Genomic DNA, 24,349 nt, shown 5'->3' with positions numbered 1-24,349 from the left:
TGAGTGATCACCTCCTGGCAGTATTTATCACATACTCAGCTATTTTACGCGCAATATTAACGCCCGAGACGCTCATGAGACCCTTGAACTCAGGTATTGCATTGACCTCATTAACCATGTAACCACCCTCCTCACTGTATAGCAGGTCAACACCCGCATAATCAAGGTCAAGGGCCTTCACGGCCTTAATAGCGATTTCATAGGCGTCAGCACTAAGCTTAACCGCATGGGCAATCCCACCCCTGGCAACGTTACTCCTCCAATCACCCGGACCTGGTTTCCTAACCATTGACGCAGCCACCTCATCACCAATGACGAACACCCTATAGTCCGTTCCATCACCGATGAATGGTTGTATCATTGCAATCCTCGAGTAGGAATCACCCACGGCCTTATGCCTCATTATCATTGCCAGGTCCTCCGCATTACCCACTAAACTCACGAGCCTACCCCAGGAGCCATGGATGGGCTTAACAATGGCTGGGTAACTAACGCCATCACCCTGGGCATTAATTGAGAGTATGAGCCTGGTGGGTACCGTGGGTATGCCTGCCCTAGCCAACGTTGATATTGCAATGGCCTTATTCCACGAATTCTCAATGGCGAGCCCCTTATTTATGGTCCTCACACCATGTATATTCAGGATACGAGCCACCAAACCTGCCTTTGAATGGCTCATGGGCCTAACGAGGACTATGCCGAAGTCACCACTATTATTGAGGCTCAGGGAGATATTATCAATGTTTATTAAAGCAACGTTGGCGCCGAGGTCCTTAAGCTCCTTTAGTATTAACCTCTCCTCAACTCTCATTGTGTCGTATAGCATGGAAACCGTTCCATACTGTCAACCCACAATCCTAAATACACTATATAAATATTTCCCTAATTAACAATAACATGCTTATAACTCCCGAAATAATAAAGAAAATATTTAAAAGCCTCGTTATTACGGTAAGCACTGGTGAGTCGTCATTGAAGCGGGAACCACGGTTAATCAAGACCTCGTACTCGTACTCAGTAAATACGGCCCAGTGGAACAGAAAATACATAGTGAACTAGTTAATAGGGGGTTCAGGGTAGCCATAATAAATACTAGGGATGATGAGGTAAGGCATAGGGATGGCAAGGCCGTCTTACTCCTCGACGATGTCTTTGAGGCCTTTGTAATATCCGGGCTATTCGATGATACATTAAACCCACGCGATACATACATACTAGCAATCAATAGGGCGCTCCTATTTAGGGAGCTCTCGGAGTTGGGTTACCCAATCCCTGACTTAACTATTGCGTTGAATCCTAACGTGGTTGGTAAGGTGATTAAGGGCCTTGGCAGGGCATACCTGGCGACGCCAGCGCCGTCGCTTGGCCTCGATGGTAATGTGACTACGTGGGAAGGCGGCAAATCAGTGGCTGAGCATAGGATGTACATGGCCAATCCACTGGCTAGGATTAACATGGTTATTAAGGCGCCGGATAGAGTCATTAATGCCCAGGTCGTTGGTGACGAGTGCCTTAACTGCGGTGATTTAAGGCCCTGGGTCCTAAAGATCTCAAGGGATATTAAGTGCCTTTTGTGCACGTACGTAATAGGTGCCTACGGCAATGAGTACCTGGTCCTCGGCATAGAGCCCAGGGTTGATTTAACAATGGATTTGACGGATAAGGTGATGAGTACGATTGTGAGGTGGTACAATGGTGAGTGGTAGGTATAAGGCGTGCGTCGTTGGAGCCAGCGGGGTCACTGGTGGTGAACTACTTAGGCTATTACTTAATCATCCGGGTATTGAGCTTGCCTGCGCAACCTCGAGGGAGTTTAAGGGCGAGTATGTGTTTAGGGTTCACCCGAACCTCAGGGGCAGGACAAGCTTAACCTTTAGTGACTCCACAATCGATAATGTACTTAAGAGGGATGTTGATGTGGTATTCCTGGCGCTACCCCATGGGCAGAGTATTGAGTGGGTTCCAAAGCTCTATGAGGCTGGGTTGACCGTCATTGACTTATCCGCGGATTTCAGGCTTAAGGACCCAAACGCCTACGTTGAGTGGTACGGCTGGGAGAAGCCACACCCATACCCAGACCTACTTAAGAGGGCCGTTTACGGGCTTCCCGAGTTGCATAGGGAGGAGTTGAGAGGTGCCAAGTTAATAGCCGTGCCGGGGTGCATGGCCACCGCAGCCATAATCTCCCTAGCACCTGTGGTAAAGGCAGGCCTCGTGGATACCGAGAGGATTGTGGTTGATGCGAAGATATCGAGCTCAGGCGCCGGTGCGCATGCACCTAGGCTTGACCTACACCCCTTCAGGACATACGTGATTAGACCCTACGAGGTTGTTCACCACAGGCACACGGCGGAGATAGAGCAGGAGCTCAGCCTATTAATCAATAGGCAGGTGCGCGTAGCATTCACGCCGCATGCCGTGGACCTGGTCAGGGGTATACTAACCACGGCGCATACGTGGTTAATAAAGCCCGTGCAGGAGCCAGACGTGTGGAGGGCCATTAGGGCTATGTACGGTAATGAGCCGTTCATTAGAATCGTCAAGGATAGGGCTGGTTTTCAGAGGTATCCAGACGTTAAGTATGTGATAGGGTCGAACCTAGTTGACGTAGGCTTCGAAATAGACAATAGGCTGAATAGGCTTGTGGTCCTAGCCGCAATAGACAACCTAATGAAGGGCGCATCAGGACAGGCGGTGCAGGCAATGAACGTGGCCCTGGGCTTCCCCGAGACAACAGCGCTGGACCAAGTCCCACTCTACCCTGTCTAGCATCAATATTAAGGTACCAATGCACCTTCAAGAAAGCTTTATACTCAGTGGGGTGATTTTCAACCCGTGTCAATACCTGAGAGTCTAATTAATGAAGCCATGAAGAGGGGCATCGACATAATTGACCTAATATCAAAGGCATTAAACCTAGACCCGAGTGAGCGGTCTAAGGCCCACCTTGAACTTGCCGAGAGGTTCCTGAGGGATGGCATGGAATTAATTGATAGGGACCCCGTGCAGGCCAGCGAGAAGCTCTACAAGGCCGCTGAGGAAGCCATTAAAGCCATGGCAGTAGCCCTAGGCCTAGACGAGGCAAGGACGGCCGAGGCCCAGGGGAGGTGGGCAGCAACGCTACTATTCGACGCCGTAGACTCAATAAGTAGTAGGCTCAATAATAGGGAGATTAGGCTTTGGTGGAGGGCCGCCTGGTTTCTGCATGTGGAGGGATTCCATGAGGCTAGGCTAAGGCCGAGGCAGGTCAGGGAGGATGTGGAGTACGTGGAGGATATAGTGAAACTCGCAAGGAGCATTGTGAAATAGGCATGTGATGGTAGAAAACTAATAATATCATTATTCATTCATTTTAATAAAAATATATTTTATGATTTATGACATCACTAGGCCCTTGGCGCATCGCCCTTACTAGCCCTGGCAAGGCTATTTCTATATTCAAGGCTGTGCTTAGCCAGCTCCTCGAGTGCCTCGGGATTTTTCCTAATCAACTCCTCAACAATTGATAAGTACCTGGCAACCCTCACGGCATTTGGTGATATTTCCCTAAGTTCTTCGCCGTCAACGACCACGTAGTGCCTCCTGGGTATGTCCTCGTCAAGTATGTACTCAGCCTCATTGACCGATGCATGAAGCAGTGCGCAGTGTGGGCTCCCATCTATTGAGACCACCGTTATAGACCTCGGCCTTGATGATCGAATCATACTCGCTATCTTACCGTAAAGCGCCGAGTGCTCGCGCTCAGGACAGGCGAGTAATACTACCTTATTCCTCGTAATCTCTTGGTAAAGTTTAGGGTTTACGAAGGGTAGGCAGGCGGCGACTATGGCGACGTCGGCATTCCTCAACCTGCCAGCCTTAACCCAAGTGCTCCAGAGCCAAGCCTCACCCATTGACTTCACCCTTAACCTTCTTGATCTGTTGCATCACCATGAGCATTGGGCAGTAACCACCGCACATTGTGCAACCTCTAACCTTGGGTTCCCCGTACTGTGTATACACGGCCCAGGCCTTTTCCGGATCTATCAATCTATTTATCATCTCCCTCCACATCAGCTTGCCCCTGAACCTACTAACCTCGTCATCCCAGGCCCTGGCCCTCCTGCCAAGCTTTATTGTGTCGGCCACGTGAGCCGCTATTTTGAAGGCTATCACACCCTCCTCAACCTGCCTCGGTGTTGGCAAACCCAGGTGCTCAGCGGGCGTTATATAACATAGTAAGTCCGCGCCCGCGGCTCCAGCGATCGCCGCGCCAATAGCGCCAGCGATGTGGTCGTATGGGGCAGCCACGTCAGTAGGTAGTGGACCTAGGACGTAGTACGGCGCACCATCGGTTAACTTCTTCATTAACTTAACATCCCATATAATTTCATTTAATGGGACGTGCCCAGGCCCCTCAACCATCACCTGAACCCCAGCCTTCCTTGTCCTCTTCACCAGTCTCGCCGCCTCGATCAACTCAGCCACGTGAAACTCGTCGTGACTATCCGCCGTGGCGCCTGGGCGTAGGGCATCGCCTATTGAGATGGTGGCATCGTACTCCCTGAAGAGCTCGAGCACGTAATCCCACCTAGCGTAGAGTGGGTTCTCGGCATCGTTATGGAGCATCCACCCAATGAGCATATCACCACCCCTGGAGACGATCGGTATGACCCTGTCACTCCTCAAGGCCTTAATTGCCAATTCCCTGGTCACGGCCGCGTGTATCGTCATGAAGGCAACCCCATCCCTTAGGTGCCTCTCGATGACATCGAAGAGTTCATCCTCGGTGAAGTAGGCCCCACCGCCCTTTTTCTTAAATGAGTCTATGAACGCTTGATATGTCGGTACAGTACCGACGGGCAACTTCGACTCCCTGATTATCGCCCTACGTATCTCGTCAAGGTCACCGCCCGTTGATAGGTCCATCAATGTATCGCCCCACTTATTAGCGATCTTAACCTTCTCAAGCTCCGCTTCCAGGTTCACGACCTCGCTCGACGTGCCTATGTTAACGTTAACCTTAGTGGTTAACCCAAGACCAACTGCGCTAACCTTATCGGGCAACTTAACGTTTCTAATGAGTATCACCTTACCACTGGCTATTCTCCTGGCCAATTTAACCTCCTCAACACCCTCATGCTTAGCCACGGCCTTAACCTTAAGCCCAACCCTAATGTTGTAATTATTAATCGAACATTGTTTCGTTGCGCCTGGGTTTGGGAGAATTTTGTTCTATGTTTGTTTCGTTGTTTGTGTGTATGCGTTGTGTTTCTTCCTGAACCTCAATTTTTTCACAATCTTTTTAATTACTGTGATTATTTATTGGGTGTTGCCTTTTCATTGCCTGGGCTTTGGGGTAATGTTTTAATTTGTTTTTTGGTTTGTTGTTTTGTGCCTGGTAAGGTTTTGGTTGTTGGTGTTGTGGTTGCCGTTGTTGTTATAGCCATTGCCTTGATCCTACTGATGCATCCATTCGCCTCGAAGCCGTCGGTGGCTTACCTAACCGTTAACGCCCCATACGCATTCTTGAGACCTTTGGGGAGTGGGCAGTACGAACTATTCTACTACGATCAACAAGGCAATTTACACGACTTAGGAACATACAACGTATCCAGCACAGTGCTGAGTGAAGCAGTTAATGAAATCAACTCATTCAACCAACAAAATGCTGGAACAATGATTAATGGACAAAACTTCATACCATTAAGCTACGAGGTAGTCATAGGAAACTCAACAGGAGTAGTAAAGATACCGATACAGGGAGACACAATACTGCTGGATAAAGTCAACCCAGGATACTGGACAGTACTGGTAACAGACCAAAACGATTTAACAAAAATAGCATATGCCTTACCCACTTAGACATAAACCCTCAATGAGCTTAAGTTAATCAACAACTACGACCTCAACCACACAATAAATAAGCTAATAAGCATGGCAATCAACGAAGCCGAGGAGCTCGCATTAAATCGACAGCCATGGCATATTATCTTGAGAGGGAGAGTGAGCTCTATATATTAGGCATTCATCATTTCTTGCCTTATTAGTCATTGAGTGGCGGCTACATCATTACTTAAGGAGGAGGGTTGATTAGATAAATAAATTTATATAGCTTCTAGTCTGGGTTTATCTATGCCGTCTGAGGTTAAGGACTTGTGCGAGAAGATTTCTAAGCTTGAGGAGAAGATTGATGGGTTGTTTAGTGAGTATGAGACCTCAAGTCTCAGTGAGGATGAGCTTAGGAAGGTCTTTGAGGAACCACTCAGTAGGTATAAGGAGGTTGTTGATGAGTTATTGAGAAAGCTCGGTGTTAGTGATGACAGAATTAACATTGTTAATGATGCGCTGGACATGTTAATTGAGGATTCCGGCATGATAACGGACCCGGACCCACATGATTATTGGTGGAGTGGTTGGAGGTTCCTCGCCTCGGTGATCGGCATGCTATGCGGTAAGCAGCCTTACCTAGGCGCTGGGGCGCCTGATGAGGAGTTCGGTGAGGATTACGTAAAGGCGCTTTGGAGATTACCATGCGAGGTGAGGGGGCCGTAGGTCCCCAACACTCACTTGAGGCAGTCCCTAAGCTTTATGTAAAGCTCCTTATCAACCATGGAAGCGCACTTAACCGTCAATACCTGGGCATTACTCATCATATCATTGATTAACTTCGAGAGGTTGCTACGCCGACCAATCACGTCGCCCTTGCCCAACATGCCCGGCGGCAGGTTGTCCAGCCTGCCCATTAATAGCCTGATCACACCCCTTAAGTCAAGTTGACCTAGGCAGTACATCCTCAACCTACGTTTCAAATCCCTTGAGTAGCCAATTACGTAATCACTTCCAGAAATCACTATGTAGACCCCATGGTCAATGTCGCCCAGGTCCTTGCAATTAACCCTCCTGATAATGAACTCACCGCAGAGACCTTGCAGGCACTTCTCTACCTTATCCTCAATTCCCCCCATTGCCCATTATTTATGGGGTCTAGCTAGGAGTTATAATGTTTATGCCTATTGTTTATCAATGACTGAATTCCAGTACTTCGTAATTATGTACGCATTGTAAATCATCGTATGAAGGTTCTTATCCCTCAAACTCCTGGCATTGAGTATGCCGAGTAAGAGTTTTCTCTCCAACTCATCACTTGACCTCTCGATTAACTCGCTCATTATCTTTATCCCGGTCACGGTGGTTGTTTTAACCCTAATTAACCTACTGCCATCCCAAACAATTAACTCCTTCTTAGCACCGGCAATGGCGGGTGTACTCACGTCAACGCTATCGACGTAGTTACCCAACTGCGTTATTAACTCTATCGTACTAATGCCGAAGAGGTGCATGTGGACGTGACTACCGAGGACTTCGCGAACACCCTTAACCACATTGATTAAGAACTTTGTGTTGCTCCTATGGGGCACCAGGGATCCAATACCGACGTACTTCACGCCTAAGTCCCTATAGTACTCGGCGCATTTGATGTATGTGTTTAAGTTCCAGCCGTGAACCACGAGCATCACGTCCTTACCAACCAAGTCACCAAACCTAAGCGCTGCCTCAGCCATTGCCAAGTTCCTATTGAAGAGTTTAGTCCTTAGTCCTGGGTCGTCAACGTGGATCAGTGGGTAATCCCTCTGAATCAGTATGTCGGAGCCAAGTAGGTACTGCAGGTATAATACGTGTGATTGGGGTATATCACCATGCATGTTACTTCGTGGTGCATGGACCTCAGTGAGCATGGAGTCCACGAGTAGCGGCCCATCGTAATTAAAGAACCTCCTGAACCCCTGGCTTAAAACCCTCGTGAATTTCCACCTAGGCATTTTAAGTAAGGACTTTAGTGAGACCGTGATACCACCGACCCTAAAGAACCTCCAGTAGTGTGGGTCCTCAGGCTCTGCGTACCAGGTTATGTATAGCCTCGGCATGCCTAGACATGCCTCGATAACAACTCCTTAACCCTCGCAATGTCCAGAGACCCCACACCGCCAAATTCCATGAGTATTAAGTTAACGGCCTTAACCACCTCCCCTGGGTTACCCTCGGTGAATTCGTATATCGTCCTAACCAACTCATCACTTAACGGTATCTTAATTCCCCTCCACCTCGTGAATTCATTTATGAATTGCCTGGTCTCGTCAATGTTGAAGGGCCTTAGGTAAATTATGAATGATGATAGCCTCCTGGCGAGGGCTGGGTAAGTATTGACAATCTCATCCCAACCGGCGGGTGTTGATGACACCATGAATAAGGTCTTACTAGGTAGGTTATCGATGAAAACCCTCAATTGACTCAGGTACTGGAGCTTCCTGGTGGGCCCAATGGTTATCACGTCCTCAAACTCATCGAGCATTATGAGTACGGGGCCGTAACCAACGCCGGTGAGGGCATTTATCACCTCCACCATGAACTTAACCGCCAGTTCATCATTAACCCTAGTTGATGGAAGCCCATACTTAGCCCTAAACCCCTGCGGTGCTGGGTCACCGAGCAACCACTGCCTCGCGTACCTAGCCTCATCACCACCCTCCCTCAACAAAAGCACCAAGTCCCTAATGGGCGTGCCCAACCCATTCACAGCCCTGTCGAGGAGCCCACCATCGAGCACGCCCACCATTAGCGCCCTATAGACATTGAGTATGCTTTGTCCCGGCGTGTTTACATAAATAATTACTGAATTAGTGAACCTCTTCCTGACAATGCTCATTAAGTGGAGCATTACGTGGGTCTTCCCAAAGCCGTAGTTGCCAATTATCACGCCTGCACCCGAGGGGCCGCTGGCCACTAGGTTTACGTATTTCGTGAGTTCTTCGGTAATGCCGTGAGGGTCAAATATGTGCTCGGCATCCTCAATTGACGGTATCGGTAGTAGGGTCCTCATGACTAATCACCGATCATTATGTACGTGAACCTCCTACCATTGATCTCCATTGACCCCCTACCACCCTTACCAGGTGCTCCGGTGAGTACGACCTTACTACCCATCCTTCTGATGAACTCCTCAAGGAATGCATTAACGACCCTATTGGGTATATTGAGTTCATTCCTAACCTCCCTAACTAACTCCGTGATTGGTACGTATCTGCTCCATCTCCTCCTACTCAACTCCCTATACTTACTCAGTAATACCTCCTCAAACCTGGCGTATAAGTCCTTACTAAGTGGCGAGCCCGGGCTCAATGCCTCAACCTCCCTTATGAGCCTCATCACTATATCAATGACCACGGCATTATAACCTGTCAACCTAATCAATTCACTCGGCTTAGTAACGCCCCTGCTCACTAATTCGTAAACCCTCCTATAACTCTCAAGGCTATCCATAAGCAGTGCGTGGATCGTGGTGGCATCGCCGACCTCCATCGCACTCATGAAGCGTGACCCCCTCTCGGTGATTACGTATGTACCATTCACCTCACTCACGAAGCCCAGGTCGAGGGATGCCCTGAGGAATTCCCTCAACCTCCTATCACCGCCTATGGAACCACCGGACCTAAGCAGGTTTAGGAATTCGTAAATACCCCTCAGCGTGAAGGGCCTCATGAAGACCCACTAGACCTGGCCAAAGCTGTACTTAATAAATCTTATCGCAATATCTTTTAACCAGGTAAATTGATTAAATACTATGTAATTGAGTGGAACACAATGAAACACGACAATTTAAGGGAATACTCGCATGATACTCCTGTCAATACATGAGCCCTCAATTACTGGCTTAATTTATTGCGCCGGTAATAACTAGGTGTAGGTAATGAGGAGGCTAAAGTTCATATTGCCTGATTGGGATGACATTGTCGATTCAGGTTACGACTTCATAAGCGAGAAACCCTCGGAGGGCTTTAAGAGGGATAAGTACGTGAACGGTGCAAGACTTTGGGAGTTGGTCGGCAATGTCATTGATGGTGTCCTGGTCTCGATATCCGTGATTACCAAAACAAAGCTAAACGGGATAAGGAGTGCCGGTGGTGTGCGTGGCTTTATGAGGCTACCCAGTAGCATGCAGGTAATTGGTGATTGCGGTGCGTGGCAGTATAGGTACATGGATGTCCCGCCGTACACGATAAGTGAGGTGCTACAGTACTACGAGGCGCTCGGCGTAGACTATGGAGTAACCCTCGACCACATACCCCTCTTCGGCGACTCACAGAGGAGGATTGAGATCACGATAAACAACGCCATTAAGATGCTGGAGGCCTGGAGGGGCGGTAATTACGGCTTTAGGCTCATGGCCTCGGTGCAGGGTTTGACAATCGACGATTACGTAAATAACCTGGAGAGACTGTATAAGGTTGGTTATAGGCACTTCGCCATTGGGGGCCTCGCCAGGAGGGATACGAAGTTCATAGATGAGTTGGTGACCAGGATCAGGGAGGTCGTTAGTAAGCTGGGTGATGTCGAGAAGGTTCACTTCTTGGGAATAACAAGGCTCTCGGTAATACCCAAGCTGAGGAAGTTGAGCAATTACGTTGGTGAGGTCTCCTTTGACAGCTCCACTGTGCTGAGGATTGCCTGGACCAGGGAGTTAGGCAATTACCTAACCACCGATGGTAAGGCGTACACGGCTATTAGGATTGTTGAGAGGGATGATGAATTAATGAGGAAGCTCAGGCTCTATGATGAGGGCAGGATAACGTATGACGAGGTAATGAGTGCCCTGAGGAGTTACGTAGCTCGCATCGGCCATACGCACTACCTACCGTACTACGCCGCGCTCCTTAGGGACATGCCCTGGAAAAAGTGTGACTGTGGTGTCTGTAGGTCAATAGGTATTGACGTAGTTATATTCAGGGGAAACAACAGGAATAGGAGGAGGGGATTCCACAACGTGTACGTATTTAGCAAGCTGCTTAATCGTGATGAGTTAATCACGAAATTCACAATACCCAAACTTGAGGTCAGCACCAACGGTGAAGGCGCCACCGCATTGAGCAGTGACTTGGCGGTTAAGCTGAGGGGTGCGAGGAGGGTTTTAATAATCACGAACTGCACCTCGAGTAAGACCGTCAATATTAATGAGGTCCAGAAAGCATTAATGAAGCACTCATTGAGGATGCCCTCCTTCGACATTGAGCTTGAGGATAGGTATAGGGAGGTACTCAGGGGCTTCATAAAGCCTGCCGGCGAGATGTATGGGGGCTCCTTCAGGGCTATCAAGAACCTGGCAGATGAGTTGAGGAGGCTTGGTAAGGTGGTTGACCTATACATAATCAGTGCGAGGTATGGACTCATTAGGGAGGATTACCCAATAATACCGTATGAGGCATCCCTCAAGGGCAGGGATAAGGAGTGGATTAGGAATTGGTCGAGGAGGATGGGGGTCGAGGACAAGCTAATGCGCGTTGTTGGTAATGGCTACGACTTAGTAATTGTTGCGTTACCCCGTGAGTATGCCCACGCCATTGAGGGCGTGCTTAATAGGCTCGTGCATGAGGAGAACGCGGTCTTAATACTGCCGAAGAGCGCCGTGGGTAAGGTCAATGGTGTTAGGGCCGCGATTATCATCGCCGGAAGTCTAAGCGCCAGGCTTAGGAAGATTAGGGAGTTGCGTGAAATTGTGGAGTCACTCGCCAAGTCAACCCTCGATCAGTGGTTGGTGTGATCACCATGGGCGCGGTATTAACGGCGTTGGGCCTGTTCTACCTGAGCTCTGTTGTGACTTACTTCGTCACATCATCAATACTCTGGGCATTGTATAGGCTGGGTAGGCATGATTACCTACTCCCAATATCCTTCATGCTATACATGCTATTACTAACCACTAGTCAATACCTGGCGAGTAAGATTGGGGCCATTGGACCAATAATGTTCCCAATGGGGTTAATCACATACTCAGCCTCAGTGGCTATACTCGACTACGTAACCCTCAGGTACGGCAGGGGCTATGGCTATGCCGTGGTCAGGATAGCCATAATAACACAACTCCTAATAGCATTGCTTAATTACCTCGTAATTGAATTCCCACCAGCCCCAATCTGGAAAATGCAGGGTGCATTTGCTGAGGTCATGACAGTGAATATTAGGGTTGTAATAGCCTCAGTGGTGGCATTCACGACATAGCAAACCTACGACGTTTACCTAGTGAGTAGGTTAAGGGGTGGCGTGCTTAGGAGGGTTGGCTACTCAGACCCCGTGAGCATGCTCATTGACTCCCTCGTATTCGTGCCACTGGCATTCTACGGAACAATACCAAACAACCAATTAGTACTGACGGCGCTCTACCAAGCCCTGGGGAAAGTAATGCTGACACCCCTAACAATGACAGCGGTCTGGATAAACAGGCACGCCCTGAGGTACGGCCTGATAGAACAAAGACGAAGATCAATATAGGCTATCCCTAACCCGCTCCAGGTACTCAATTAGGTCCTCAATACTGTAAATTGGCTCGTTAACCACGCCGCCGAACTCATTGACAATTCTCACAACCCTACGTTCACAATCACTAAAACCTTTACTAATACTGAAGTAATGTTGGGCAACTCTCAATGCGTAGTTGTAGATCTCCGTATTCTCCTCCTTAGTGAAGTGACTCACACACTCCCAATTACCATCATCGAGAATGCCCCCTCTCGTAAAGTTGGCTGAACCCATAATAACAGAGTGGTCATTAATGTAAAGCTTAGTATGAAGTCTATACCATGTGAGAAGCTTATCATCAGCGCCTAAGTCAAATCTAACCGCATCCTTTAGGTCCCTAGCTAAGTCTATCATTGCATTAGCACGATTAAGGAAGTCATCAATTCTATCTCTAAAGAATGACTTAACCTCGTTGTTGAGTATAATCTGCCTCTCCCGAACTAAGTTAGTCAATACCCTTATGAGTTGAATATCCATGGAATCATCGATACACCTCATTAAGACCTTAACACCAACGCCCGAATTACTCAGTGCTTTAAGTACATCAATAACGTTATTAGATGATACATAAGGATAATGAATAAAGCGTGAACTTAACGTAAACGGCGTGATCCAGGGAGAAATAATGTAAATGTACTTACTCCCAAATGATTCGTGAAGAAACCGCCTCATTAACTCCTCGATGGACATTGATGAAAGGCTTCTACTAGAGTCCTTACATATCCATAGCATTATTCACACCTCAATGTACGGGGCTCACCGCCAAGCTCCACAATAACATCAACATCCTTATTAACGCCGTAGTAATCCCTAACGATATCGCTCATGTGCCTAACGAGTTCGGAGGCAAGTACCTTAAGGACCCTCCTATCAAGTGTCCTGGCCTGAATGAAGGGTGCGCCAAACCTACTGCATGACTTAGTATTCACATAGCACATACCGCATGCACCATTACAACTAAGTAGCGAGATCCTCATTAACACCGCACGGAGTGCCCTACCCAAAAGCTTCAATGCATGTATAACTGCTTTACACGTATCATCACCATCCCTTCGCTTACCTACACATTCAGTTATTTTCTCAAGCGCCTTAGTGCCGTACTTTGACACGATATCATTACTGTTTCTCACCAGTTCCTTTAAATGATCGATGTCCTGTATTCTGCTTCTCAGGATAAAATTAACACCCCCTATGAACCTCTTAACATAATCATTCGTTCCATACAACTCATGAAGAAATTCCCTAAACCTGCCAGAGGTCCTAAGCCCCCTCTCTAGCATCTTAGTTAGCAAATCATTAAGTATGGAGTATTCATCAATATTCTCGAGCATATAAGCCATCAATTCGTCCATGTCCGGAAACCTCCTCATTTTCTTCTCCAGTTCATGTCTTAACTCATGAACAGCCCTTAATAATTTACATGGTTCATTACCTAAGTAATTATTCCCATTGCGTAATATTCGTGTAAGTCTATCAGCCTCCTCGTATATTGATTTCCATAACTTAATAGTCTCCTCAAACTCATCTGGGGTAACTATTATGTTCAATCTCCTAATAATCTCCCTTATACCCTCTCTTACATCATTATCTTTACCGCTACATAACCTTTCACGAATATCATCATTCAGCAACGCGAAGTGCAGTAAGTCTTCAGGAGTACCGACAAGGCACTTACCTAAGGATAGTATGAGGTCCTCAATAGCGACTTGTCTCTCCCTCAATTCCTTATCAGATTTTTCCCATGACTCAAAGGCCACATTTAATACACCAATACCCCCAGAGTCCCTTTCCATGATGGAAACCTTAGCGTCTCCTCTCATTTCGTAATAATACTCAATAAGTTTACTTGGGTTAACACTATATCTTGTGCTAATAGTTCTTATTAAATGATGACTTAATGTATGCTTTATGATATCAATAATAGCGCCAACGTACCAATAAGTAGTCCTAACCCCAAAGTAACTCGGTATTTCACTATAGTTCTTTAAGATACCTTCTATTCGCTTTTCTATGTTATTCCAAATATTCTCCGCTTCCTCGTGAGGAATACAGTATCTTTGAGTATTTTTATTATTCTTACATTCACGAAATATACGGTATGTTTCTAACCTCTCACCTTTGACCGTGGATAATACATATCGTAATAATGATATCCAGGACTGCCTTATTTCCTTATCAAATGATTTAATGAAATCATTAATAATATCACTAGCAAGATCCTTAACATCGTCCTTTTCCAACTTCACGGTTAGTTTATTACCGAGGAATAAATCATTTATTAGTATTGAAAGATTAACGTATTTATCGATCTTTGTGAAGCCAAGCCTTGTTAAGTAATACGTTATTACCAAGTCATGAGATAGGTAATGCCTTAGTAGATTAACTACTGCAGTATTTGTGCTGAGGGTTTTATATTCATAATCAAGCTTTAAGTCCTGTCCTTGCTCTACTTCACCGATATTGACTATTGATGAGGCTATTTTTCTTATTAAATCCTTAATGTCTAGCGTGAGCATTCTCGTGTTTTTAATCTCGTATCCAAGTATTACAGGATTCCAATTGTTATGATCACCGTCTACAAAAATCTTAACGAAATAGTTACTATATCTACAGCCATTTTTAGTGCTTATACAATACATTGAAGTAGAGCTGGTATTATCTCTAGGCGTCTTTATATCGGAGCTCTTAATTGTGTAACGACACCACCCACCTTTAGAATCGCCAACTACGTACTTGCCCTTTAAAACCGCATATACATCGACAGCATAAATACCGTAAAATGCATTTTTAACAGTATAAATCTCTGCATCAAGTATTCCACAAATATTATATTGCTTAATAGGCTTTATTAATCCCTGCGGGTTATAAATCGAGAACCTAGGAAATGAATTGCTTCTATCTAAGTATGCATAAAATGAGTGTGAAAAACTAATGTTGTTAGTAACCTCAACATTGGTTCTTGCTCTTGAAAAGAATAACCAATGAGTATTATCCAGAGATATTCTTTTCTTTTTACTGGCTGGGCATCTAAATCTTAATGGGTTAATCTTACTAAGAGCATAAAATTCAATTGGTAAATAATCAGTTTTAAGTACCTCCTTAAGTAAATACAGTAAATACTTGTATTCATCGGGAATCTCTATTTCATCAATACTATAGCGACTCGGATAACCAGGTGATGGTTCATACAATTTCCTATCATTATATGAAATTCGAGTAATAATAGGCCTAATATTTTCGTCAAAACGGCTATTATCTAGGGGTATGAAAGTGCCTGTTGTTGGTAATGCCCTATACGTGGGCTTTCCTGGTATGTACCCAGAGGATGAGACTACCAATGATGCATCTTCTACTGCAATGACTTTGCCATCAAGCACTACTTTAACCTGGGGCAAATTTGACTCGGCGAATAATCTATCAGGTATGTAATTTCTTAATAATTTAGACGATTCAATTATCTTCTGAAGAGTGCTCATGGATTCATCACCATCTATCTTCCACTTTGATCTCTGCAATTTTTATCAAGGTAATTTATTATCTCATCAATGAAGCTATTTAACCTACTTTTTTCAACATTAGCGAAAACCCACTGTGAGTAATTAATTATATTTTCTTTATTTTTCTTAAGCCAACCAGTTAATCTGCATTCCCAATTATTTGTTAACTTTCCGTTATTCAATACATAGTATTCAAGGGCTAATTCAGCGAGCACTTGTTTCATTATTTCCTCACTCGCTTTCGGCAGGAATAGCTTGTCATAATCAATCGCCTTTCTTAAGTCCTTGACCCTGGTAAATATTTCGAAAAGCCAGGATTGATGCGGTAGATCCGGCGACAATTGAATACCCACTATAATCCTCATTAACGGATTCTCAAAAAGCCTTCTACCACCCCTGCCCGCCCTCTGTATGAGCGATGATATATTGGGGGGAGCACCATGTTGATATATTAAAACAACATCTGAATAATCAACACCCACCTCTAAACTACTCGTTGAGACCACTATATCGGCCCTCCTTAAATCCCCTCGCTTTCTACTTGAATACTCAACAACCCTGTTAAATCTAGTGGTTACGTAATCACTTAAGTTATTCTTCGGATAGTAATTGATTATAGTATCTAGCATGTAACCCCACCATAACTCCCCATCAAGCCACGACCTAGCGCTAATAACTCTGCTTATTTTACCCCTTCTTATATTATCGACGACTTTCGCATCATCACCGTAATCCTCCAGTGTTACCTCGTAAAAATACCTATTTCTTGGATTTCTCAAGTCTTGAAGACCAAAAGCAACCTCTTCATTGTTAATTTCAACAACTCTATATATTGCTCCCTGCTCCCTATTCCAAAGTTCCCTTTTCATCCTCCTCAATACATTGAATTCTTCCAGGAAGACTATGCCCTTCTTTACATATCCACTATCTATTGGTATGGATGGTATGTTGTAAAATGTATTCATTATCGTCTGTATAGATACCGTTAACGCATCCACGGGAGCCCCACGCGTCGGTACCGTTATTATGAAGTATTCATTACCGAGAGGTATTGTTTCCTCATCATCAACAGTAATTAGGTAGTCATTAATATTCTTTTCAATATCCTCGGAAAAGAATAATTTACTAAGGAATTCACCCGCATTAGGTATTGTTGCGCTCATGCCTATTACGAGATTACCTGGTAACCCATCCCCATTACAATTCTCGCTATAATACCTAATTCTATTTAGAACCCTCCTAAGCATGTAAGTGTACCTTACACCAGGTATGTCAGTGTATGTGTGTATCTCATCAAGAACTATTATCAGTGGGTAATCAAACACCACCTTGTTATCCCCAGCCTTTCTACAGATGCCGAATAAATTCTCGAAACTTCTCGAAAATAAGTTATGCCTAAGTGTTTCGAATATTGTTATGTGAATATCGCCCAATCTCTCCCTAACCCTGTCCTTAGTTAGGGCTATGAAACTCAATGCATTATCACCACAGTACACAACCGAATCATCAACCTCGTACCTATCACCCCTCCTCACAACCCTAAATCTCGGATAAATACTGCCAGACCCTGACGTGAACCTCCTGGGGCATGTCAAAAATCTAAGTTCGACATAATAATTCTCACCATCTTTAATTAAGGATGCTAGAACCCCATACTTAAGCTGCAAGGGGACTGGCTTTGCGCCGACTTTAACAGAATTAATGGCATCTTCATACTCTCTCTTGTCTCTTATATCCGTATAATTGATCGTTAGCAGCAGTTTGTTCTTTAACCTCTCATTTATTATACTCAGGTACTCTATTAATCTTGATACTTGATCATTGGCTAGGGACCTCCTTGGATATACCATTAATGCGATCGGTACGTTTTTCTCATCATCAAGTCCATGCCTTATTAGGATTATCTTTCTCGCCAGCGCAGCAATTAATACTGTTAATACCATAACCTCCGTCTTACCGCTACCTGTTGGTGCGGCAATTATTAAATAATCAATCTTACCAGCCCCTCGGCTTTCGGATGTATTGAAGATACCCAATAATTTCTTAATAGCGGTTTCAACGCCCCTTATCTGAAACCTATAGAATCTTCTATCACTAAATGCCTTACGTAGAAAATAACAGAATATTTCCCAAAATTCTTCGAATTCCTCATCTATATTTTCATTTACCGCACCTATTAGGTAATCATGGTATGACTTGAAGAAGCTGTAAGTTAACTTCTTTAGGTTAATCGTTGACGTGCCATCACCACATACGTCACTTACCGTGTAAACACCAAGCGGTAAATTACGTGGGTATGCATATGCAAATACCCTATCAATAAGCATGTATGACTCAAACACCGACTTATCAGGGAACCTCTGCTTGAGTAGGTATAAGTCACGAACAATCTCTATGAACCTACTCCTCACCCAATACTCACGCCACTTACTAAGTTTCTCAACGCATTTATTAAATACGTCCTTCGCCCTCTCAACAACTTCATTATCTAAACCAGGGATTTCATAGTCAGGTACTTCATCACCATCAGGGGGTTTAATCAACAAATACCTACTAATGCAGTCACCGTATATGCCAAATGCATATAAGTAGCATAGGGCCTTTTCAACAACCCTATTACTATCAACTTCCTCTCTCACCTTCTTTAGATAGTCCTTATTACGATTAGTCCCGTTACAAGCTATCGCAAACTTAGTAATGTAATTAATTATTTGCTCCTTAATCTCGTCCTTAGCGCTACTGTCGATGATTACCCAATCATTATATTGCATTCCAAGCACTAAATCCTGCTCTTTCCTTTCAATGTACGAAAGCACACTATTAATAATGTAGTTATTCATGAAATTAACGTCCTTACCGCATTCACGGAATAATTCCTCAACAGAAGGTATTAATGGCTTATCGAACTTATAACAAATCACAGGCTCACCCCAAACTTACTTGGCACCTCAATATACCCTTTTCACAAAGCTCGATGATTATGTCACGACCTACATCACTTAAATCTTTAAAATCTGCGATTCCACCTTTCCTGATTAATTCAACTATTACTTTAAACTCCTCATCTTTCAATCCTAACCCGGGTATCAACTTCTCACATATGAACTGTAAAATACTGTTTAACTTATTCTGCAGTTCATCCAATATCTGTCTAATATTCTCTCCTTCCACACTTTTGCCGGATATCTCCGTAATAAGTTGATTAGTTATTTTTTCCAACGAATTATGCGTATTCTCAAACTCTTCTCGTAATTCACTATTGCTTAATACCTTTTTAAATCTGTTTAAGTAATTCATCACCTGAGCTTGACTATCTCGTATATTCTTGACATATTGATCCCTTTTATCCTCAATCTCTTTAACGAGACCTATTAATTCCTCAGGTGTACCGCATTTTAATGTTAGCTCATTGAGATTAAGTCCCTTAATGGTGCTCATAAAATCATCAAAGATCTTCGCTATTTCAGGGCAATAATCTCCCTTTTGTTGTGAATACTCATTATACTGCAAAGTACGTAATCCATTAACTACACTTATCATATTATCAAAATACGTGAGCAAGTCAAGCATATTCTTGAGACTCTTCTCGATATCGTTAAATGAAGGAAGATTGCAATCCTTTATTACATTATTTATAACATTATCTATGCATTGATTTAACCCTTTCGTAATAGGCAAGCTTATTCCATTAAGCTTATCCTTAATGCTGAATATCTCAGACAATACCTTTACCTCCTCCTTCAGTTCTCCATCATGTATTACCCTAGTGACAAGATCACAATACCCTTTGATGCACTGGCGTAAATACTTAAGTTCATTACGATATTTCCATAAATCCTGCACGCTATCAATAAAGTCCTTAAGTATGTTTTTAGTACCATTTAACATATCTGTTATTATTTCGCAATCATTAATATCATTACTTAGGCCAGGCAATAATTGATTCATAATGACCAAAATTACATTATTGGAGTAATTTCTTAAGCCATTAATAACATTGCTTAATTTATTTTGATCCAATTCAATTTTTTCGATACTTGGAAAAGGCGGTACTTTCAACCTTAATTTTTTAGCCAATGAAATTAATTCCATTAGAGATTCTAAAATATTGTTTAACTCCTTTAGGGAGTTTTTAATTTGCTGATAATTACTATTTAATTTATTAGTATACTCTTTTATACTTAATGAAATACTCATGAAATCTCACCTCCTTCAATTTCTTGAATCTCCTTAGATAACCTATTAATATTATATTCAATCTTTTTTATTAACGCTAGTACCTCATTGTCCCTCCTAATAGTTTTAATTGTGTTTGCTAAGTCATTAACGGCGTCTTTTAGTATACTTAGCTTTTGAGCTAATTCAGGAATTGTACCTGAATTCAACAATACCTGCTCAAGGTCTTTTCTATAACGCTCTATTAACGCACCATAATCCGCTATCGCGAATACGCTTCCTAATGATAACTCATTATCACTTGCGGTTAATTTTTTAAGTTCTTCAAGATCTGCTTCAATATCATTCAAATTCCTTAATACAGTCTTTAAGTTATTAAGTAGTGAAGAATTAATATCATCAATTATACTAGAAATATTATCGAGCAAGTTAGCCATTAATCCTTTATTTCTTTTTCTCCCTGAACTCCAGCCTCTCATTATAAATTCTAAAAACCACATTTTCTCTACTGTGTTCAAAGCCACAAGCCGATTAGTGCAATCTTCTATATAATGCGATACCTCATTAATACTATCTTTAGTATTATTTATTATTTCTTTAATTTTTTCTAGTTCATTTAATATCCCTACCGATTTATTATCAATGTATTTTCCAATTTTATTAAGTATCTTATCTATGTCACTAACGATATTATCGAGATCCCCTAACTTACTTAGAGAAGAGCTTAATTCTTCCGTGGAATCTTTACATTCCTCTTCATCATTAAAGGGTAGCTTATCTGGATGTTTATTGAGCATTTTTTGTAGTACTATCCAAGTAATTAAACTTTTAATATTATTTTCATTGTTGCCGATCACTTTCTTCGTTATTTTATTAAATTCCTCCTCAATTAACTGACGAGTCTCCGCCTCCTTCGGCAAGTTTGAAATCGTGTATAAATCGTTTAATACCTCGAGTACTTTATTAAATACGTCTCCGCTTTGGATCTGATCATATATTTGATCCCATCTGCTTCTTATGTCATCGTAATAATCCCAGGCATTATCCAAAAAGCTTTCAAATCCGCTCGTCACTTCATGCTTTATTTCAATTCCATGATCATGCAATGTATTAATAAGTTCCTTAAATCTTTTTACCACATCTTCAATAATGCCTGTTGATGAAGCATATTTGCCGCTTTTCTTTGCTATTAATGTATTTAGATATTGCTCAAGTATATTTCTATGTTCAGCGCCGGCGAGAAGGAGTAAATACCTTTCCTTTCCGCTTCCCACTTTATTATATCCTTCACTTAGTATATTTTCAAGCTCCTCTTTAATTGCTTCAGTGGTTCTGCTGGATACTATGGCTTGAGCTATTTTATTTCTTTTTGACGGTAATCTATTAATAATGATTTCTTTTAGTAATTCAATTATAGCCCTCATGAATTGATCATACATACCTAATTCTCTATCCGTATACTTAACGTCACATCTTACGTACTTATTATAAATAAGTCCCATTAAGAACAGTATTGCGCGAGCACTTGGGTACATAATGTCGATTAATCCAACATCAATGTAATCCTGCCACAACTCTCTTAGTGAGCTTACTATCGAGCTTGGGTCCTCATTATAAGGCAATGGTATAAATACTATACCATGTATATAGTCATTAGTGAGGAGTTTCTTAATTTGTTTTATGAATTCATCATTCTTTATGTATTTGCTTAATACAAAAACTACTTTATACTTATTCATATTTTGGATTGTCTCATTGTCCATACCTCTCATGTGGGCATAATTAATTATTTCTTCCTGAAGTCTATCACTTAGATTGAGTAAATCTTTTATTGTAAATTTGTCAAATATTCTATATAAATCATCAAGCGATTTTTCTTTACAGCAACCAATTAATGGCATTAACAAAACAGGGGGATAAATAGCGCCAAGGGTCGTTAAGGGTGCTAGGGCATAGTAATGCTCATTACTATCTCTCTTACTGTTTAATAACTCCGTATATAGTGCGTCCAGGTCCAGTTTACTTAATGCATTGAATAGGTCGTTTTGATAGAATTCGATTGCCATATCCTTAGCAATACCTATCAACTCGGTTAGGCCCCTCTTATCGAGTATCATCATATCATGATCACTCCATGAATAGAATAATGCGTAAAGTATGTCTCTAGCAAAATCATTTATTGTGTAGCCAAGGTTTAGGAGCACCTTCTTGAGAATATTTAAGGCATCATCAACCTTAATAAGCTGTGTGGATTTTATGAAATACTCTGGTAATTTGCTATACTTTATTTTATTCATATCAATACATTTGCTCAGCATAGACTCGGGAACAGGACCCACTAATACTGATAAGATGCGGAAGAGATTTCTTTCATCATTATTTAAGCTTGTTTCTATTCTCCTGTAGGCTGCTTGATCAATGTACGGTATATTGCCTACTACGTATGTACCCTGCAGGTTCTTCACAGCATCTGTCTCTAGTATACCCTGGCAGTTAGTCAATGCATTCTGAGCCTCAACATGTATTTTCATCTGTAATAATTTATCAACATGCCCAGGTCTACCCTTACCTATCCACCAAATTAAGTTAGAAATGTACGGAGACAAATTCGTAACCCTTTGCGTAATATTTGTTGGCATAATCATCGGTATTACATACGAGACTACCCTCCATGAGCCAGCGTTAGAAACAATCTCGCTGTAAATCGATGATGGTCCAAACGCGAGAATCGGGAATATTCTTGGCAAACCCTGATATACCAAGTCAAAAATTCCCCTGAAAGGCGTTGTTCCGAATCTTACAATCTTCCTTAGATGTTCGTAACCCTCCTCGATTTCGTCAATAAGCAGTACACACCTTTGATCTTTAGTTTTCAGGAATTTACTTAACACTTCAATTGCAATATCCTTATTAATGTTTATGGTACTAAATTCATCAATAATACTCCTAACATAAGATAAGCAGTTTTGTCCACTTGATTGCAAACAGTTAATTGTTTGTTCTATCGCTTTAGTACAAAATAATGATATATAGCCGATAAGGTTATCCTCATTTATATCACTAATATTTTGCGACTCTAGGAAACTTACGAAATCAAGTAAGTTTATCTTTATGGCAGGTATACCCTGCCCTATTGAATAACATAGTAAGTGCCTTAGAAGCGTTGTTTTTCCTGAGCCGTAGGGGGCCACGATCACGGGCGTTCGTATACCCTTTACCTGCTTTATTACGTAGTTCGTTATGGTATTCTCTAATTCATTACGAATATTTTCATGGGCCTTAGTATAATCAATCCAAGGCGAGCAGGGGAGAGACTTAGACATTTTGTTATTTATTTCAATCCCGTTTTTAAGTATTGTTTCTTCGTTGTTTATCATGCCTTATCACCGCATTTCGTAATTATGCTGATTCTTTTATCGTCAGTGTTGAGTTTTGTCCATAGGCTCTCCTTGACTGGCTTGTTTGTTAGTGCGTGGTCCATGAATGGTACCAAGTCACCCCTCAATTGCAGCCAGTAATTCCTCAGGAACTCCGCGGTATAGTTATTGCTTATTCTAGGCCTATAAATGGGGTCATTACCCCTACCCCACCATTTATAGAGTATGGTAAGCGCCCTCCTAACATCACCCCCACTAACCATTAGTGGATATCTAACTCCCCAACGCCAGCGTATTGATATTGGGAATGGTATTACGAAGTCCCCAAACCTCGTTATTACGTGAATGTGGTCGCCATGGAAATGAATGTCCATGGGCGTTAACGGGTTCAGCAAAGCTACTAGCGGGTATGGATGGGCAATACCCGACCCCTCAATTAATTTGAACGCAGTATACTCGCACAAGCCCTCATCATGTGATTCATAGATGTTTCTTAGCCCCATTAACCTCCTTACATTCTCGAGAGTGTGGTGGCAAACCTCATGTATTGTTATTAAGCTTGGGTATATGGCTACCGTTAATGCTATCAATTCCTCATTAATGCCTTGATGATACATAGTCTCAATAAGTCTCTCTAAATCATTGGCGATACTCGGCACCACATAGTAAATACCCCAATCCCTATTGTGCGTATACGGCTTGTAATAGGCGAGTACGTCATACACCATGCCCTCACAGAACCCACCATGCCAATCAACCCCACTACGCCCCTTAAACTCAACACCCTCCTCCGGAACCCACTCGAGACCTGTTTTTAACGGGACCTCATCAACACCCTCTAACTCCACCTGACCCATCTGGCTCACCAACATAGTGCTGGCTCTACCCCGAGTTATTTTTAGCGCGAACTGGATTACGTTCTATGGTGTTCGTGCTGTTCGCGCGTAATTTTTATAATACATTTCTTGC

General features: G+C 43.0%; 19 protein-coding genes and 1 pseudogene. 7 read left to right on the top strand and 13 right to left on the bottom strand.

Going from position 1 to position 24,349, the window contains the following annotated elements:
- Positions 1–7: 7 nt before the first annotated feature.
- Positions 8–826 (bottom strand): ATP-grasp domain-containing protein, encoded by an 819-nt coding sequence (locus VDIS_RS00960; protein WP_013335334.1) that lies wholly within the window; start codon positions 824–826, stop codon positions 8–10.
- A 205-nt stretch (positions 827–1,031) separates the two neighbouring features.
- Between VDIS_RS00960 and VDIS_RS00955 the strand changes: the two genes are divergently transcribed.
- The 3 genes from VDIS_RS00955 (at position 1,032) to VDIS_RS00945 (ending at position 3,309) form a co-directional block, all read left to right on the top strand.
- Complete coding sequence (locus tag VDIS_RS00955) at positions 1,032–1,706, top strand: hypothetical protein (protein ID WP_013335332.1); 675 nt, start codon at positions 1,032–1,034, stop codon at positions 1,704–1,706.
- Entirely contained in the window at positions 1,693–2,769 is a 1,077-nt protein-coding gene (argC, locus tag VDIS_RS00950) for an N-acetyl-gamma-glutamyl-phosphate reductase (protein ID WP_013335331.1), read from the top strand. Before VDIS_RS00955 ends, argC begins: the two co-directional genes overlap by 14 nt.
- Positions 2,770–2,835: 66 nt before the next feature.
- Complete coding sequence (locus VDIS_RS00945; RefSeq protein WP_013335330.1) at positions 2,836–3,309, top strand: PaREP1 family protein; 474 nt, start codon at positions 2,836–2,838, stop codon at positions 3,307–3,309.
- A 77-nt stretch (positions 3,310–3,386) separates the two neighbouring features.
- Here the strand turns inward: VDIS_RS00945 and VDIS_RS00940 are convergent, their stop codons facing one another.
- Both VDIS_RS00940 and thiC read right to left on the bottom strand, forming a co-directional pair.
- Positions 3,387–3,893, bottom strand: coding sequence for a hypothetical protein (locus VDIS_RS00940; RefSeq protein WP_013335329.1), 507 nt, complete (start codon positions 3,891–3,893; stop codon positions 3,387–3,389).
- On the bottom strand, positions 3,886–5,172 hold the full coding sequence (thiC, locus tag VDIS_RS00935) for a phosphomethylpyrimidine synthase ThiC (RefSeq protein ID WP_013335328.1): 1,287 nt from the start codon (positions 5,170–5,172) through the stop codon (positions 3,886–3,888). The genes VDIS_RS00940 and thiC overlap by 8 nt, the downstream gene beginning before the upstream one ends.
- Positions 5,173–5,373: 201 nt before the next feature.
- Here thiC and VDIS_RS00930 point away from each other — a divergent pair, with 201 nt between their 5' ends.
- Complete coding sequence (locus VDIS_RS00930; RefSeq protein WP_013335327.1) at positions 5,374–5,844, top strand: hypothetical protein; 471 nt, start codon at positions 5,374–5,376, stop codon at positions 5,842–5,844.
- Positions 5,845–6,114: 270 nt separating this feature from the next.
- Positions 6,115–6,534 (top strand): hypothetical protein, encoded by a 420-nt coding sequence (locus VDIS_RS00925; RefSeq protein WP_013335326.1) that lies wholly within the window; start codon positions 6,115–6,117, stop codon positions 6,532–6,534.
- A gap of 11 nt (positions 6,535–6,545) precedes the next feature.
- Here VDIS_RS00925 and VDIS_RS00920 read toward each other — a convergent pair whose 3' ends face one another.
- Genes VDIS_RS00920 through VDIS_RS00905 form a run of 4 tightly spaced genes read right to left on the bottom strand, consistent with a single transcriptional unit; the run spans position 6,546 to position 9,519 of the window.
- Positions 6,546–6,947: a GIY-YIG nuclease family protein gene (locus tag VDIS_RS00920; protein WP_013335325.1), complete on the bottom strand. Its 402-nt coding sequence runs from the start codon at positions 6,945–6,947 to the stop codon at positions 6,546–6,548.
- A gap of 45 nt (positions 6,948–6,992) precedes the next feature.
- Complete coding sequence (locus VDIS_RS00915) at positions 6,993–7,907, bottom strand: hypothetical protein (protein ID WP_013335324.1); 915 nt, start codon at positions 7,905–7,907, stop codon at positions 6,993–6,995.
- 2 nt (positions 7,908–7,909) lie between these two features.
- On the bottom strand, positions 7,910–8,860 hold the full coding sequence (locus VDIS_RS00910) for a BREX system ATP-binding domain-containing protein (RefSeq protein WP_013335323.1): 951 nt from the start codon (positions 8,858–8,860) through the stop codon (positions 7,910–7,912).
- Between the two features lie 2 nt (positions 8,861–8,862).
- On the bottom strand, positions 8,863–9,519 hold the full coding sequence (locus tag VDIS_RS00905) for a hypothetical protein (RefSeq protein WP_013335322.1): 657 nt from the start codon (positions 9,517–9,519) through the stop codon (positions 8,863–8,865).
- A gap of 208 nt (positions 9,520–9,727) precedes the next feature.
- On the opposite strand from VDIS_RS00905, the gene VDIS_RS00900 reads away from it, so the two are divergent.
- The gene (locus VDIS_RS00900; RefSeq protein WP_013335321.1) at positions 9,728–11,575 is read left to right on the top strand and encodes a hypothetical protein; all 1,848 of its coding nucleotides are present in this window, start codon (positions 9,728–9,730) and stop codon (positions 11,573–11,575) included.
- 5 nt (positions 11,576–11,580) lie between these two features.
- Positions 11,581–12,303 (top strand): annotated as a pseudogene (locus VDIS_RS00895) (queuosine precursor transporter).
- On the opposite strand, the gene VDIS_RS00890 reads toward VDIS_RS00895, so the two are convergent.
- From VDIS_RS00890 to VDIS_RS00865, 6 genes are read right to left on the bottom strand one after another with little or no spacing between them, the layout of a single operon-like run.
- The gene (locus VDIS_RS00890; protein WP_148678156.1) at positions 12,295–13,062 is read right to left on the bottom strand and encodes a phospholipase D-like domain-containing protein; all 768 of its coding nucleotides are present in this window, start codon (positions 13,060–13,062) and stop codon (positions 12,295–12,297) included. The pseudogene VDIS_RS00895 and the gene VDIS_RS00890 overlap by 9 nt on opposite strands.
- Positions 13,062–15,806 carry a hypothetical protein gene (locus VDIS_RS00885; RefSeq protein WP_013335317.1) on the bottom strand — a complete coding sequence of 915 codons (2,745 nt, stop codon included), beginning with the start codon at positions 15,804–15,806 and terminating at the stop codon, positions 13,062–13,064. The genes VDIS_RS00890 and VDIS_RS00885 overlap by 1 nt, the downstream gene beginning before the upstream one ends.
- 14 nt (positions 15,807–15,820) lie before the next feature.
- Complete coding sequence (locus VDIS_RS00880; RefSeq protein ID WP_013335316.1) at positions 15,821–18,748, bottom strand: DEAD/DEAH box helicase; 2,928 nt, start codon at positions 18,746–18,748, stop codon at positions 15,821–15,823.
- Between the two features lie 4 nt (positions 18,749–18,752).
- Positions 18,753–20,024: a hypothetical protein gene (locus tag VDIS_RS00875; RefSeq protein WP_013335315.1), complete on the bottom strand. Its 1,272-nt coding sequence runs from the start codon at positions 20,022–20,024 to the stop codon at positions 18,753–18,755.
- A complete protein-coding gene (locus tag VDIS_RS00870; RefSeq protein WP_013335314.1) occupies positions 20,021–23,380 on the bottom strand; it encodes a hypothetical protein in 3,360 nt (1,119 codons plus the stop codon). The genes VDIS_RS00875 and VDIS_RS00870 overlap by 4 nt, the downstream gene beginning before the upstream one ends.
- Positions 23,377–24,237 carry a hypothetical protein gene (locus VDIS_RS00865; protein ID WP_148678155.1) on the bottom strand — a complete coding sequence of 287 codons (861 nt, stop codon included), beginning with the start codon at positions 24,235–24,237 and terminating at the stop codon, positions 23,377–23,379. Before VDIS_RS00865 ends, VDIS_RS00870 begins: the two co-directional genes overlap by 4 nt.
- Positions 24,238–24,349: the final 112 nt, after the last annotated feature.

Source organism: Vulcanisaeta distributa DSM 14429, assembly GCF_000148385.1.
Lineage (GTDB): Archaea > Thermoproteota > Thermoprotei > Thermoproteales > Thermocladiaceae > Vulcanisaeta > Vulcanisaeta distributa.
The sequence above is the reverse complement of the archived record's forward strand: the minus strand, read 5'-3'. Positions and strand labels throughout refer to the sequence as shown.

Bases quoted from the DNA above. Each gene is read 5' to 3' on its own strand.
- argC (WP_013335331.1), top strand. From the start codon at position 1,693: ATGGTGAGTGGTAGGTATAAGGCGTGCGTCGTTGGAGCCAGCGGGGTC.
- VDIS_RS00865 (WP_148678155.1), bottom strand. From the start codon at position 24,237: ATGGGTCAGGTGGAGTTAGAGGGTGTTGATGAGGTCCCGTTAAAAACA.
- VDIS_RS00875 (WP_013335315.1), bottom strand. From the start codon at position 20,024: ATGAGTATTTCATTAAGTATAAAAGAGTATACTAATAAATTAAATAGT.
- VDIS_RS00920 (WP_013335325.1), bottom strand. From the start codon at position 6,947: ATGGGGGGAATTGAGGATAAGGTAGAGAAGTGCCTGCAAGGTCTCTGC.
- VDIS_RS00915 (WP_013335324.1), bottom strand. From the start codon at position 7,907: ATGCCGAGGCTATACATAACCTGGTACGCAGAGCCTGAGGACCCACAC.
- VDIS_RS00925 (WP_013335326.1), top strand. From the start codon at position 6,115: ATGCCGTCTGAGGTTAAGGACTTGTGCGAGAAGATTTCTAAGCTTGAG.
- VDIS_RS00910 (WP_013335323.1), bottom strand. From the start codon at position 8,860: ATGAGGACCCTACTACCGATACCGTCAATTGAGGATGCCGAGCACATA.
- VDIS_RS00890 (WP_148678156.1), bottom strand. From the start codon at position 13,062: ATGCTATGGATATGTAAGGACTCTAGTAGAAGCCTTTCATCAATGTCC.
- VDIS_RS00870 (WP_013335314.1), bottom strand. From the start codon at position 23,380: ATGATAAACAACGAAGAAACAATACTTAAAAACGGGATTGAAATAAAT.
- VDIS_RS00940 (WP_013335329.1), bottom strand. From the start codon at position 3,893: ATGGGTGAGGCTTGGCTCTGGAGCACTTGGGTTAAGGCTGGCAGGTTG.
- VDIS_RS00905 (WP_013335322.1), bottom strand. From the start codon at position 9,519: ATGAGGCCCTTCACGCTGAGGGGTATTTACGAATTCCTAAACCTGCTT.
- VDIS_RS00960 (WP_013335334.1), bottom strand. From the start codon at position 826: ATGCTATACGACACAATGAGAGTTGAGGAGAGGTTAATACTAAAGGAG.
- VDIS_RS00900 (WP_013335321.1), top strand. From the start codon at position 9,728: ATGAGGAGGCTAAAGTTCATATTGCCTGATTGGGATGACATTGTCGAT.
- VDIS_RS00885 (WP_013335317.1), bottom strand. From the start codon at position 15,806: ATGAGCACTCTTCAGAAGATAATTGAATCGTCTAAATTATTAAGAAAT.